This is a genomic window from Sphingomonas sp. BL-S-29 (genome assembly GCF_055521495.1).
In genome coordinates, this window is the sequence record NZ_CM145482.1 from 3,020,739 (window position 1) to 3,034,010 (window position 13,272).

The following is a 13,272-nucleotide window of genomic DNA, read 5'->3' on the forward strand; positions in this document are numbered from 1 at the left end:
ATAGCGCTTGCACATCCGTTGAACATTTAGTCAACTATGCCAGCTTGGGCTTTCGGGGAAAACGCCAATGGCAAGGGGCTGGTTTAGCAGGTCGGTAGTCCTTGCCATGTTTCTTCTACTCGGCTTTCCCGCCGCAGTCGAGGCGGCGGGCGATCCGCCACTGTGCCGGCAGGTGAGGCTGGCGGATGTCGGCTGGGCCGACGTGACCGCTACTACCGCTCTTGCATCCCAGCTTCTCGGCGGCTTGGGGTATGAAGGGCGCATCACCGTGCTGTCGGTGCCGGTCACCTTCAACGGCATGCGCAACCGCGACATCGACATCTTCCTCGGCAACTGGATGCCGACTCAGTCGGCCGATCAGAAGCCCTTTCTCGACGATCATTCGATCGATGTGGTTCGCGCGAACCTGGTCGATGCCCGCTACACCCTGGCGGTCCCGTCCTATCTCTACGATGCCGGGCTCAAGAACTTCGACTCGATCCAGCGCTTTGCCGGCCCGCTCGGCGCGAAAATCTACGGGATCGAGCCGGGCAATGACGGCAATCGGCTGGTGCTCGGCATGATCGGCAAGAACCAGTTCGGGCTCGGCCAGTTCAAGCTGATCGAAAGCAGCGAGCAGGGCATGCTTGCCGAGGTGGAGCGCGCGGTGCGCAATCATCGCTCGATCGTCTTTCTCGGCTGGCAGCCGCACCCGATGAACAGCCGCTTCAAGATGCGCTACCTGTCGGGTGGTGATGCCGTGTTCGGACCGAATTTCGGCGGCGCCAAGGTCTATACCAATGTGCGCTCGGGCTATCTCGAACAATGCCCCAATGTCGGGCGCCTGCTCAGGAACCTGGTCTTCGAGGTCGGCGACGAGAATGCCTTGATGGAGACAGGTGTCGAGAAGGGCAGTCCGACGATCGCCGCGCGCGACTGGCTGCGGGATCACCCCGACAAGGTGCGAACCTGGCTGAAGGGCGTGACGACGTTCGACGGCAAGCCGGGCGACGCGGCTGTGATGGCGGCGCTCGCCCCGGCGGCGCGGGGCAGCTTCATCACCGAGCACAAGATCCCGGTCGGGGCCTGGATGAACGATCTGGTCGAGGGCATTAAAACCCATGCCGCGATCTTCGCGCTGATCACGACGGTCGTCGGGTCGTCGGTCAATGCGCTGACCGCGGTGCTGATGTTCATCCCGCCGTTGCTCTTCGTGGCGCTGATGGCGGGGCTTGCCTATTATCTGCGGCGCTCCGTCGCGCTTGCGATCTTCGTGCCGCTCGCGTTGCTGTTCATCATCAACCAGGGCTATTGGGCAGCGACGATGGAGACGCTGTCGCTGGTGATGTTCGCCGCCGCGGTCTCGACCGTGATCGGGGTGCCGATCGGCATCTGGGCGGGGCATCGGCCGCGGGCGTTCGACATGCTCCGGCCCGTGCTCGATCTGATGCAGACGCTGCCGACCTTCGTCTATCTGATCCCGACGCTGGTGTTGTTCGGGCTCGGCGTCGTGCCCGGGCTGATCTCGACGATCATCTTCGCCTTGCCCGCGCCGATCCGCCTGACTCAGCTCGGCATCATGTCGGTGCCGACACCCTTGCTGGAAGCGGGCAAGTCCTTCGGGGCGACCAATTGGCAGCTGCTCACCAAGGTGGAATTGCCCGCGGCCCGGCAATCGATCGTCGCCGGCATCACTCAGTGCATCATGCTCAGTTTGTCGATGGTGGTGATCGCCGCCCTGGTCGGGGCGGGCGGGCTGGGCGTGCCGGTGGTGCGGGCGCTCAACACGGTCCAGGTCGGCATGGGCTTCGAGGCCGGGTTCGCCATCGTGCTGCTCGCCATCATCCTCGACCGGATCACACGCAACGACGCGAAGGGAACGCCATGACCGTCGCGCTCGAATTCCGCAACGTCGATATCCTGTTCTGCAAGGGGCAGGGCAGGCGGCACGACGACAGTCTGGCGACCGCGCTGAAGCTGCTGGACCAGGGTGCCGACCGTGCCGAGATCGCGCGGCAGACCAATGTCGTGCTCGGTGTCACCAATGCCAGTCTGGTGGTCGAACAGGGCAAGATCTCCGTGCTGATGGGGCTGTCCGGCTCGGGCAAATCGACTCTGTTGCGGGCGGCCAACGGGCTCAACAAGGTGACGCGCGGGCATGTGCTGGTGCGCGACGGTCTGGGCTCGAAGGATATCGCCGATTGCGACGAGGCGACGCTGCGCCATATCCGCCGCAACCGGGTGGCGATGGTGTTCCAGCAATTCGCGTTGCTGCCTTGGCGCACCGTGCGCGAGAATGTCGCCTTCGGCCTCGAGCTGCGGGGCACGCCCAAGGCGGAGATCGCCGAGATCGTGGACGAACGCCTCGCCCTGGTCGGTCTCGACAAATGGGCCGATCGTTATGCCGGCGAGCTTTCCGGCGGCATGCAGCAGCGCGTCGGCCTGGCTCGTGCCTTTGCGACGGACGCCGATATCCTGTTGATGGACGAGCCTTTTTCCGCGCTCGACCCCCTGATCCGCGCCAAGTTGCAAGACGAGTTGCTGACCCTGCAGGAGCAGGTCCAGAAGACCATATTGTTCGTCAGCCACGATCTCGACGAGGCATTGAAGCTAGGCGACCAGGTGACGATCCTCGAAGGCGGGCATATCATCCAGAGCGGCTCGGGAGAGGATATCGTGCTGCGTCCGGCGACCGACTATGTCGCCGAGTTCGTGCGCCACATGAACCCGCTCAACGTCATGAACGGCGCATCGGTGATGCGCCCGGCGGCTGGACTGGTCGCGCGGGACGGCGAAATCCATCTCGACGAGCATGGCCTGTACCGGCTGGTGGAAGGTGAGGGACTGGGTAGCCTGACCATCGCCGGCGAGGCGCATGCCATTACCACGATCGATGATCCCGATGCGCACCACGCCTTTCCCGACGCCGTCGTCGCATGCCCGGCCGGCATCTCGGTGCGCACGCTGATCCGCATCTGCGCCGAATCCGCCCATCCGGTGCTGCTGGTCGAAGAGGGCCGGCTGGTCGGTATCTGCTCGGGCACCGACATCCTGCGCGCGCTCCGTCAGAGCCCCGCCGGGGTCTGACGGACGCACCGCCTCCACCCTTCTTGTTCCCCGGCGAAGGCCGAAACCTGGTGTCCTGAACCTGAAGTTCGTTCCCTGACAAACCTGCCGTGACAAACCTGCCGTCATGCGGAACTTGCTTCGGCTGGATCGTTATTCGCCGCGAACCCGCGGGAATCGGGCCGAGGCTTCGAGCTCTTCGAGGTCCATATGTCCTCGCACATATTCCTGCGAAGCATCACGGCGGGGCTGATAGTCCCAGGACGTCCTTTTGCCCTCGGCCATCGCGGCGGCGACCAGGCGGCGGCGCCGCTGGCTCGCCAGCACCTCAGCCTCGATCCGGCCAAGATCCCAGCGCGCCGTCACCTCGCGCCGGAAGTCGGCCACCAGTACCGCATGGTCGGGCGACGGCGCGAGGTTGACCAGTTCGTCCGGGTCGGCGGCAAGATCGAACAGCTGGTCGGGATCGACCGGCGAGTGGATGAACTTGAACGGTCCGCGCCGGATCATCACGATCGGCGCGATTGCGCCCTCGCCGAGATATTCGCCCAGCACCAGGTCATGGCCGGGCTGGCCGGCCAGATGCGGCATCAGGCTGGTGCCGTAGTGCGGGGTGCCGGCGTCGTCGTCGCCACCCGCGAGATCGATCAGCGTCGGCAACAGGTCGACCAGCGACACGCTCTCCGCCACGCGCCCTGGGGCGAATCTGTCCGGCGCATTGACGATCATCGGAATGCGCGCGCCGCCCTCGAAGAAGTTCATCTTGTACCAGAGGCCACGCTCGCCGAGCATTTCGCCATGATCGCCGATCAGCAGCACGATCGTGTCATCGGCCATGCCCGTCTGGGCGAGCGTTTCGAGGGCAGCGCCGATCTGCTCGTCGACAAAGCTGATCGCGCCATAATAGGCATGCCGCGCGGCGCGGACCTGCTCGTCGGTGACGTCGTCCAGGTCGAGCCCGCAGACATGCCGCAGCCGAAGCGAATGCGGGTCCTGCCGCTCGATCGCGATGCTGACGCGGGGAAGCTCGATCTCGGCATGGTCGTACAAATCCCAGTAACGCTGCGGGATCGCGAAGGGATCATGCGGGTGGGTGAGCGACATCACCATGAAGAACGGCCGGTCGTCGCTGTCGCGCGCGATCTCGAACAGCTTGCGGCGCGTGACGAAGCTCACTTCCTCGTCATAATCGAGCTGGTTGGTTCGGATGCACGGACCTGCGCTCAGCACCGAGTCCATCGAATGATACCAGCTCGGCCGTTCGTCGAACCGGGTCCAGTCGGGCGTCCAGGCGAAATCGGCCGGGTAGATGTCGGTGGTCAGCCGCTCCTCGAACCCGTGCAGCTGGTCCGGGCCGACAAAGTGCATCTTGCCGGCAAGGATCGTGCGATACCCGCGACGGCGCAGATGATGCGCGACGGTCGGGCGATCGGCCGGGAATTCGCAGGCATTGTCATAGCCGCCGATGCGCGACGGCAGCAGGCCCGCGAGGAACGAAAAGCGCGACGGCGCGCAGAGCGGGCTGTTGCAATAGGCTGAATCGAACACCACGCCGGTCTTGGCCAGCCGGTCGATGTTCGGGCTTTTGACGATCGTGTTGCCATAGGCGGGCAGGGCGCCTGGCGCCATCTGGTCCACCATCAGGATCAGGATATTGGGTTTGGCGCCAGCCATGCACTGATCCCGATGCGAGCGAAAAGCCGATGCTTGGCGCTTGCCCTTGACGCTGTGAAGTCGGCTTTCGTTATACCCCGCATAAGAAGCGCTTTTACTTCGCTGCGCCGCACAACAGGCCTTTCCAGCAGCGGCGGACGCGATGATACTCCATCGATGGGGTGTCCCTGGTGGTGCGAGGCAGATGGCCGCTCCCGGGCGCCCGGGGGACATCGATGCACGACCGTCAGGACGTCACGCTCGCCAAGAATCTCAATGCCTTCCATCTCTGGGGCATCGCCGTCGGGCTTGTCATCTCGGGCGAATATTTCGGCTGGAGCTATGGCTGGGCGACGGCCGGGACGCTCGGGTTCCTGGTCACGACGATCGTCGTCGCGACGATGTATGTCGCCTTCATCTTCAGCTTTACCGAACTGACCACCGCGATTCCGCATGCGGGCGGGCCATTCGCCTATAGTCACCGCGCTTTTGGGCCGGTCGGCGGTGCCGTCGCGGGCTTCGCCACGCTGATCGAATTCCTGTTCGCGCCGCCGGCGATCGCGCTGGCGATCGGCGCCTATCTCAACGTGCAGTTTCCCGGGCTCGACCCGAAGCATGCCGCACTCGGCGCCTATGTGGTCTTTGTCCTGCTCAATATCGTCGGGGTACGAATTGCCGCCACCTTCGAGCTGTTCGTGACGCTCCTGGCGGTCGGCGAGCTGCTGGTGTTCATGGGGGTCGTGGCGCCGGCATTCAGCTGGACCAGCTTCGCCGCCGACGGCTGGGGCGGTGCCGCCCATTTCACGATCGGCTCGATCGGCGGCATCTTCGCCGCGATCCCTTTCGCGATCTGGTTCTTTCTCGCAATCGAGGGGGTCGCGATGGCCGCCGAGGAAGCGCGCGAGCCGCGGCGCACCATCCCGATCGCCTATATCGCGGGCATCTTGACGCTCACGGCCCTGGCGTTCGGGGTGATGATCTTCGCGGGCGGGTCGGGCAACTGGAAGGCGCTGTCGAACCTCAACGATCCGCTGCCCCAGGCGATGAAGACGGTGGTCGGGTCGTCGAGCGGCTGGCTGCACATGCTGGTCTGGCTCGGCCTGTTCGGCCTGATCGCCTCGTTCCACGGGATCATCATGGGCTATGCCCGGCAGATATTCGCGCTGTCGCGCGCGGGCTATCTGCCCTTGATCTTCGCGCGGCTGCATCCGCGCTTCCGCACGCCGCATATCGCGACGGTCGCCGGCGGCGTGGTCGGCGTCGCGGCGATCTACAGCGACAGCCTGATCGGCATCGCCGGCCAGTCGCTGACCGCGAGCATCGTCACCATGTCGGTGTTCGGCGCGCTGGTGATGTACATGATGAGCATGGCCAGCCTGTTCCGCCTGCGGAAGACCGAGCCAGCGCTCGATCGACCCTATCGCGCGCCGCTCTATCCCCTCGCGCCGGGGTTCGCGCTGGCGATGTCGGTCGTCGCGCTGGCGGCGATGATTTACTACAACGGGGCGATATTCCTCGTGTTCCTCGCATTGATGCTCGTGGCGGTCGCCACGGCACTTCTCGTCAAGAGGCCGGCGCCCTCGGCATCCGCGATGTCCGGATGAGGTGCGCCGTCGACCAGAGCTGCGCGGTGAAGCGGCAGGCTTCGATCAAAAGCGGAGTGGGGTAATCCGACGACTAAAGGGGCATGGAAATGGCAATGAAAATGACCGATCTGCGCGGCCCATGGCTGGCGAGCGCATCGATTGCCGGGCTTCTGGCGATAGTTCCGAACGGCGCGGCGGCGCAGACCACGCCGGCCAGCCCGGCTTCCGAAAATCCCGCCGACATCGTCGTCACCGCCCAGCGCCGCGAACAGAAACTGCAGGACGTCGGTATCGCGATCACCGCCTTGTCGGGCGATACGCTGCAGAAGTTCAACATCAACAATGCGACTGACCTGACCCGTGCGGTCCCTACGCTCAAGATGAACGCCTATTCGTCGGCGCAGGTGGTGTTCAACATTCGCGGCGTGTCGCAGAACGATTATGGCGACCAGCAGGAACCGCCGGTCGCGGTCTACCAGGACGACAGCTACTCGAGCTCGATCAACCTGGCGAGCTTCCCGACCTTCGATCTTGCCCGGGTCGAGGTGCTGCGCGGGCCGCAGGGCACGTTGTTCGGACGCAATGCCACCGGCGGCGCGGTGCAGTTCATTTCCAACCAGCCCACGAGCAGCTTCGGCGGTTATGCCACGGTCACCGTCGGCAGCTACGGTCAGATCGTCACCGAGGGCGCGGTCTCCGGGCCGATCACCGATACGCTGCAGATCCGTCTCGCCGGCATCCGTGATCGCGACAAGGGCTATATCGAGAACATCAATTCCGGCATGCCGGCGCGTGGCGCCAACAATCACTGGGCTCTGCGCGGCATCGTCGCATGGCAGCCGACGGAGAGCATTTCGACACGCCTGACACTTCGGTACATGCGCGCGCCGCGCGAGCGCCAGGCGGGCCTGTATTCGCTGGTCGCAAGCTGCCCCAATGCGCAGTTCCAGGGCGAAGTACTCGGCGCGAACGAGAGCTGCGCCTATTGGGGATCGGGCCCGGGAGAGACGGGCGCCGGCTATCGCAACGATGCGATCAACCCGACGCGTGGCGGCGATCCGTACAAGACCGCGGCAACCGATCCGAGCTATGTCGATCGCAAGGTGTTCGGCGCGACGCTGCGGGTCGAAGCGAGTCTCGCCGATGGCCTCGATCTCATCTCGATCACCGATTACCAGCACGGCACCAAATTCTATGTCGAGGACGGGGATTCGTCGCCAGCCGACGGCGTGTTCTTCTACCAGGGGTCGAAGCTCGACCAGGGCTCGCAGGAAGTGCGGCTGCAGGCGCACCTCGGCGCCAATGAACTCACCGTTGGTGGATACGGATTGATCGTCAACGGCCATTATACCGGCAAATATGCCGATCTGTTCTACGGCTATGATCCCCTGGTCGCCTTTTCGCAGCGGACGGAATCCTTCGCCTTCTTCGCGCAGGACGAATGGGCGGTCACCGACAAGGTCAAGCTGATCGGCGGTCTGCGCTACTGGCATGATTCGCGCCGCGGCAGCTATTTCGGGTCGGAGCCGAGCACTGGCGTCTCGATCACCTTCAACCCGCGCGAGGTATCCTACGGGTCGTTCGGCGTCACTCAACCCGCGACCGGGGTCGTCACGACGCCGGCCAACGCGACGCCGACATTCAACGGCCTCACCGCGCGCGCGGAGATCGATTACAAGCCGGTCGATCGATTGCTGCTCTATGCGAGCTACAACCGGGGATCGAAGAGCGGGGGCTTCACCTTTTCGACCGGCACGCCCTTTCCGAGCGCCGAAGTCGCGACGCTCAACGGCATTCCCTATCGCCCCGAAAAGCTCGATGCCTATGAGCTTGGGGCGAAGGCGACCCTCGCGCCCGGCACGACGCTGAACATCGCCGCCTTCCACTATGAATATCACGACTATCAGGCCTTTGCCCAATATGGCGCGGTGCAGACGGTGGTGAACCTCCCCGCGAAATCGGAAGGCATCGAGGTTGAATTCGCGACGCGACCGCTTCGCGGCCTCACGCTTCAGGCAAGCGGTTCGGTGCTGCACAGCGAGGTCCGCAACGTCGCGCTGCCGGATCTCGCGACGATCGAAACGCATGACCTGCCCCAGGCACCGGGCTTTTCCGGCAATGCGCTCGCGCGGTACGAATTCGCCTTTATCGGGGGCATGGCGTCGGTGCAGGGCGATTTCCAGCATAGCGGCAGCTTCTGCTTCACCGTGCTCTGCGCACCCGTCGAGCGGGAAGGGGCCTATGACGTCGCCAATGCGCGGATCGGCTATGTGTCGCCGGGCGGTCTCTGGGAGGCGGCGTTCTTCGTGAACAACATCTTCGAGGAGCGCTACCGCGTCTATGGCTATGACAACACGCTGTTCGACGGCACCGTCGCGGGCGTCTACGCGAAGCCGCGGACCTGGGGTCTCACGGGCACGGTGCATTTCGGCGCGCGTTGACGGCAGGTGCGTGGCGCTATCGCTTCATCCGTTCCTACTGGTGGAACGGTGGCTCCCTGAGTTGGATTCGAACCAACGGCCGCTCGATTAACAGTCGAGAGCTCTACCGCTGAGCTATCAGGGAATACCGTGCGGAGGCGGGCTGTATAGCCTGCGATTCAGACGATGCAACCCCATCAGGCGATGAATTGTTCCATCGTGATGCGGTCGTCCAGAGCATGTTCCGGATCGAACAAAAGCGTGAGCTCGCGGGCGCGGTCGATCGCGATATCCACCTTCGCGACTTCGCGAATCTCGCGCTGATCGGCGACCGCGCTGACCGGGCGCTTGGCCGGTTCGAGCACGCGCAGCGAGATGCGCGCCTTGTCCGGGAGGATCGCGCCGCGCCAGCGCCGGGGACGGAACGGACTGATCGGGGTCAGCGCCAGCATGGCCGAGCCGAGCGGCAGGATCGGGCCGTGAGCGGAGAGGTTATAGGCGGTCGACCCCGCGGGCGTCGCGACCAGGATGCCGTCGCAGGCGAGTTCGTCGATCACCACCCGCTCGTTCACCGTCACCTCGAGCTTGGCGGTCTGGCGGGTTTCGCGCAGCAGCGAGACCTCGTTGATCGCGGGCAGCTTGAAGACCTCGCCATTGGCCGTCTCCGCCGTCATGCTGAGCGGGATGACCTTGAATTCCTTGGTGCGCGACAGGCGCTCGTCCAGCCCGTGGCGGCGCCATTCGTTCATGAGGAAGCCGACGGTGCCGAGGTTCATGCCGAACACCGGCACCACGGGCTTGCGCCGCTCGAGCATGGCGTGGAGCGTCTGCAACATGAAGCCGTCGCCGCCGAGCGCGACGATCATCTCCGCATCCTCGACCGGCACCCAGTCATAGGCATCGGCAAGCTCCGCCGCCGCTGCCTGGGCGGGGGGCGTCGGGGAGGCGACGAGCGCCCGGCGAATGCTCATTGGGGCAGTCTCATCCGCCGGTGACGCTCATATGGCGCGACACCGCCGGCGCCGCGGCGGCGATGTCGAAATCATGGCGGGCGGGCTTGGTCGCCATGGCCCGGTCGAGCGCGGCATCGAGCCCGGCCAGACCGCCGTCGCGCAGCGCCTGCTTCAGGTCGACCTGATCGTCATGGCCGAGACAGGTGTAGAGCACGCCTTCGGTGGTCAGGCGCACCCGGTTGCAGGTGTCGCAGAAATTGGCGGTGAGCGGTGAGATCAAGCCGAGGCGCGTGTCCGTGCCCGAGACCTGCCAATAGCGTGCCGGCCCGCCGCTGCGATATGTGTCGCGGACGAGCGCGAAACGCGCGGCCAGAGCGTCGAACACCGCGGTCAGCGGCAGGAAGCGGTCAGTGCGGTCCTCGTCGATCGCGCCGAGCGGCATCGTCTCGATCAGCGACAGGTCGAACCCGTGCGCCACGCACCATTCCAGCATCGGGGCGATCTCGGCCTCGTTCAGGCCCTTGAGAGCGACCATGTTGATCTTGACCGACAGGCCGGCGTCGCGCGCGGCGAAGATGCCGCCGATCACGCGCGCCACGTCGCCATGGCGGGTGATATAGCGGAATGTCTCGGGATCGCGGCTGTCGAGGCTGACATTGATGCGACGGATGCCGGCGGCGGCCATGTCGGCGGCATGATCGGCGAGATGGTTGCCGTTGGTCGTCATGGTCAGCTCGTCGAGCCCCACGCCGACATGACGTCCCAGGCGCCGCACCAGATCGCCGACATCGCGACGGACGAGCGGCTCGCCGCCGGTGAGCCGGATCTTCGTGATGCCGCGCGCGATGAAGCGCTCGGCGATCAGCGCGATCTCCTCCAGGCTGAGCAGCGCCGCGCGCGGCAGGAAGGTCATCTGCTCGGCCATGCAATAGCGGCAGCGCAGGTCGCAGCGATCCGTCACCGAGATCCGCAAATAGCTGATCGTGCGGCCATGGCGGTCGATCAGGGCGGGGGCGCTGGCCATGTGCAGGAGCTAAGCCTTTGCGGAGGCGCTAACAACCCCGTTCGGGATTTTTGGCACGGTCTCCGCTCCGGTCCGGGAGCGTGCAAGCCTTGTTCTTCACCGCCAAAGCCTGGATGAAGGATCGGTCCCGCGACAGGCGCGGGACGAACGCAACGGGAGGCCCCGATCGACCCCGAGACCAGCCATGGCACCGCACCGCTCTTCATGCTGTCGTTCCGGCAGGATGACGAACTCGGCGGGCTTGCGGCGGGCGCCGGCTGGCGGGTCGTGTCGGCGCGCGAGGCGGCCGGTGCCGGGCAACGGCTCGCGACAAGCGGGGCGGCGGTCGCGGTGATCGACGCCCGTGATGCACCGCGCGAAGCGCGCGCGGCCGCGTCGACGCTGGGCAGCGCGATCGCCGCCAGTGGCGGAGCGCTGCTCGCGCTCGTCCCGCAGGACGACCTCACGGCGATCGGCGATTTCTACGATGCGGGGGCGACGCATTTCCTGACCGTCCCGTTCAGCGATGACGACTTCCTCCAGGCGCTGCGCTACGCCGCGCGCCACGCCGAACGCCTGGCCGGGAACCGGCGCGCGACTGCGCCGGCCGAACCGCTGGGAGACGCCGACGCGCTGACCGGCATCCGCGACACCGCGGGCGCGCGGGACTGGCTCGAACGGCGGCTGGCGCATGCCGATGCGCGGCCACTGACCGCGATGCTAGTCGCGCTCAACCGTTTCGAGATGGTCAATGCCGCCTATGGCCGCGCCGTGGGCGACGCGCTGCTCCGCGCTGCGTTCAGGCGGGTCGAGGATGTCGCTGCGGGTGCCTTGATCGCCCGGCTCGACGGACCGGAATTTCTCGTCGCGATCGAGGATGACGGCGCCCGTATCGACCTTGCCGCGCAAAGGATCGCGAGCGAACTGGCGCGACCATTCCTGACCGGCGACACCATCGCGGTGCTTGGCTGCCGGATCGGCATTGCCGGGCGCGAGCCGGACGACACCGCCGTGAGCCTGATCCGCCGGGCGAGCGAGGCGCTGGCCAATGCGCGTGCGTCGGACAGCGCCACGGTGCGGATCGCGGAGGCAGGCGGCGCCGAGGAATCGATCGACGCTCTCGCGGTCGAGCTGCGCCATGCGATGAGCCGGGGCGAGATCGACATCCTGTTCCAGCCCCAGGTATCGGTCGCGACCGGGGCGATCGTCGGCGTGGAAGCGCTGGCGCGCTGGGATCACAAGACATTGGGGACGATCGGCGCGGAGATCCTGTTCGCGGCGGCGGCGCGTGCCGATCTCGAAGTCGGCCTGTCCGACCATATCCAGCGGATCACGCTAGAACGGGCAGCGGCCTGGCCGGCACCGCTGGACGGCCTGCGCCTGTCGCTCAACCTGACGGCCGCCGATATCGCGCGGCCGGGCTTTGCCGATCTGTTCCTCGATCGCGTCCACACCAGCCGCTTTCCGGCGGCGCGTTTGACGGTGGAGATCGTCGAGAGCGGGCTGATCGAAGATCTGGCCGTCGCCGCGACGGCGCTCGCGACCTTGCGCGGCGCGGGCGTACGCGTCGCCATCGACGATTTCGGGACCGGTTATTCAAGCCTCGTCTATCTCAAGTCGCTGCCGCTCGATTATCTCAAGATCGACAAGCAGCTGGCGCAGGACATCACCGGCACGCCGCGCGACCGGGTGGTGGTGCGCGGCGTGATCGACATGGCGCGGGCGCTGGGCCTGGTCGTCATCGTCGAAGGGGTGGAGACGCAGGAGCAGCTCGATCTGCTCGCCAGGGAAGGGTGCCAGATCTATCAGGGCTTCCTGCGCTCCGAAGCGATCTCGACCGAGGCGCTGGTGGCGCTGATGGAGAATCCGGCATGAGGATGATCGCCGCCTTTGCTGCCGCCGCGCTGGTGGTGCCCGCTACGGCCGCGCCGCGGCAGGATGCGCATGCGGCGATCATGGCGGCGATGGCCGACAGCGCGGCGGGATGGACGGCCGGCGATCTCGGCCGCTTCATGGCCGTCTATGCGGACGACGCGACCTTCGTGGTCGGTGACGGCATGATCCGGGGCAAGGCCGCGATCGCCGCGCGCTATGCTCCCCGCTTCTCGGGTGACCGCGCGGCGAAGCGCGGTGCGCTGACTTTCGCGGAGATCGATTTCCGCCTGATCGATGCTTCCCACGCCTTGCTCGTCGCCCGCTATCGATTGAAGATCGATGGCGCGGCTGACCAGACCGGCCCGACCTCGCTGCTGTTCGAGAAGAAGCGCGGGGCCGGCTGGAAGATCGTCGCCGATCACAGCAGCTAAAGGGAAGGCGCCGAGGCTGGTTTGCCGACGGAACGGGTCGGACAAGACGATGGTGCCCCGGATGAGCATCCTTATCATCCCGGCTATTACGCTGCTTTCTTCCTCGATCCGGACGGCAACAATATCGAAGCGGTATTTCACGGCGAGGCGGCGCGTAGCGCATCCTCGGTGACGATCCGTTTCTGACGCGCGGCGGCATTCGGCGAGCGATCGGTTGGTGGGAATTCGCTGTTCCGGCCGATTAACAGGGAATTTAGCAGGGAATTGAATTTTTCGCGCGTTTCGGGCCAATTTCTTACCATTAAA

10 protein-coding genes and 1 tRNA gene are annotated in these 13,272 nt (G+C 65.6%); 7 read left to right on the top strand and 4 right to left on the bottom strand.

The window, feature by feature from the left end:
- Positions 1-106: 106 nt before the first annotated feature.
- Entirely contained in the window at positions 107-1,867 is a 1,761-nt protein-coding gene (gene choW / locus ACZ1I2_RS14425; protein WP_465176777.1) for a choline ABC transporter permease subunit, read from the top strand.
- Positions 1,864-3,066, top strand: coding sequence for a choline ABC transporter ATP-binding protein (gene choV, locus ACZ1I2_RS14430; RefSeq protein WP_465176776.1), 1,203 nt, complete (start codon positions 1,864-1,866; stop codon positions 3,064-3,066). Before choW ends, choV begins: the two co-directional genes overlap by 4 nt.
- A gap of 132 nt (positions 3,067-3,198) precedes the next feature.
- Here the strand turns inward: choV and betC are convergent, their stop codons facing one another.
- Positions 3,199-4,719 carry a choline-sulfatase gene (gene betC, locus ACZ1I2_RS14435; protein ID WP_465176775.1) on the bottom strand — a complete coding sequence of 507 codons (1,521 nt, stop codon included), beginning with the start codon at positions 4,717-4,719 and terminating at the stop codon, positions 3,199-3,201.
- Between the two features lie 215 nt (positions 4,720-4,934).
- On the opposite strand from betC, the gene eat reads away from it, so the two are divergent.
- Positions 4,935-6,302, top strand: coding sequence for an ethanolamine permease (gene eat, locus ACZ1I2_RS14440; protein ID WP_465176774.1), 1,368 nt, complete (start codon positions 4,935-4,937; stop codon positions 6,300-6,302).
- A 95-nt stretch (positions 6,303-6,397) separates the two neighbouring features.
- The gene (locus ACZ1I2_RS14445) at positions 6,398-8,725 is read left to right on the top strand and encodes a TonB-dependent receptor (RefSeq protein ID WP_465176773.1); all 2,328 of its coding nucleotides are present in this window, start codon (positions 6,398-6,400) and stop codon (positions 8,723-8,725) included.
- A 49-nt stretch (positions 8,726-8,774) separates the two neighbouring features.
- Here the strand turns inward: ACZ1I2_RS14445 and ACZ1I2_RS14450 are convergent.
- From ACZ1I2_RS14450 to moaA, 3 genes are all read right to left on the bottom strand, one after another.
- Positions 8,775-8,849 (bottom strand) — tRNA-Asn (locus ACZ1I2_RS14450).
- 52 nt (positions 8,850-8,901) lie between these two features.
- Positions 8,902-9,675, bottom strand: a complete 774-nt coding sequence (locus ACZ1I2_RS14455; RefSeq protein WP_465173444.1) for an NAD kinase — start codon at positions 9,673-9,675, stop codon at positions 8,902-8,904.
- A 10-nt stretch (positions 9,676-9,685) separates the two neighbouring features.
- On the bottom strand, positions 9,686-10,681 hold the full coding sequence (gene moaA / locus ACZ1I2_RS14460) for a GTP 3',8-cyclase MoaA (protein WP_465176772.1): 996 nt from the start codon (positions 10,679-10,681) through the stop codon (positions 9,686-9,688).
- A 204-nt stretch (positions 10,682-10,885) separates the two neighbouring features.
- Here moaA and ACZ1I2_RS14465 point away from each other — a divergent pair, with 204 nt between their 5' ends.
- From ACZ1I2_RS14465 to ACZ1I2_RS14475, 3 genes are read left to right on the top strand one after another with little or no spacing between them, the layout of a single operon-like run.
- The gene (locus ACZ1I2_RS14465) at positions 10,886-12,535 is read left to right on the top strand and encodes a putative bifunctional diguanylate cyclase/phosphodiesterase (protein ID WP_465176771.1); all 1,650 of its coding nucleotides are present in this window, start codon (positions 10,886-10,888) and stop codon (positions 12,533-12,535) included.
- Positions 12,532-12,966, top strand: a complete 435-nt coding sequence (locus tag ACZ1I2_RS14470; protein ID WP_465176770.1) for a YybH family protein — start codon at positions 12,532-12,534, stop codon at positions 12,964-12,966. The genes ACZ1I2_RS14465 and ACZ1I2_RS14470 overlap by 4 nt, the downstream gene beginning before the upstream one ends.
- Before the next feature lie 21 nt (positions 12,967-12,987).
- Positions 12,988-13,152, top strand: coding sequence for a hypothetical protein (locus tag ACZ1I2_RS14475; RefSeq protein WP_465176769.1), 165 nt, complete (start codon positions 12,988-12,990; stop codon positions 13,150-13,152).
- Positions 13,153-13,272: the final 120 nt, after the last annotated feature.

Excerpts from the sequence above, each read along its gene's own strand:
- choW (WP_465176777.1), top strand. The coding sequence starts at position 107 with ATGTTTCTTCTACTCGGCTTTCCCGCCGCAGTCGAGGCGGCGGGCGAT.
- choV (WP_465176776.1), top strand. The coding sequence starts at position 1,864 with ATGACCGTCGCGCTCGAATTCCGCAACGTCGATATCCTGTTCTGCAAG.
- betC (WP_465176775.1), bottom strand. The coding sequence starts at position 4,719 with ATGGCTGGCGCCAAACCCAATATCCTGATCCTGATGGTGGACCAGATG.
- eat (WP_465176774.1), top strand. The coding sequence starts at position 4,935 with ATGCACGACCGTCAGGACGTCACGCTCGCCAAGAATCTCAATGCCTTC.
- ACZ1I2_RS14445 (WP_465176773.1), top strand. The coding sequence starts at position 6,398 with ATGAAAATGACCGATCTGCGCGGCCCATGGCTGGCGAGCGCATCGATT.
- ACZ1I2_RS14455 (WP_465173444.1), bottom strand. The coding sequence starts at position 9,675 with ATGAGCATTCGCCGGGCGCTCGTCGCCTCCCCGACGCCCCCCGCCCAG.
- moaA (WP_465176772.1), bottom strand. The coding sequence starts at position 10,681 with ATGGCCAGCGCCCCCGCCCTGATCGACCGCCATGGCCGCACGATCAGC.
- ACZ1I2_RS14465 (WP_465176771.1), top strand. The coding sequence starts at position 10,886 with ATGCTGTCGTTCCGGCAGGATGACGAACTCGGCGGGCTTGCGGCGGGC.
- ACZ1I2_RS14470 (WP_465176770.1), top strand. The coding sequence starts at position 12,532 with ATGAGGATGATCGCCGCCTTTGCTGCCGCCGCGCTGGTGGTGCCCGCT.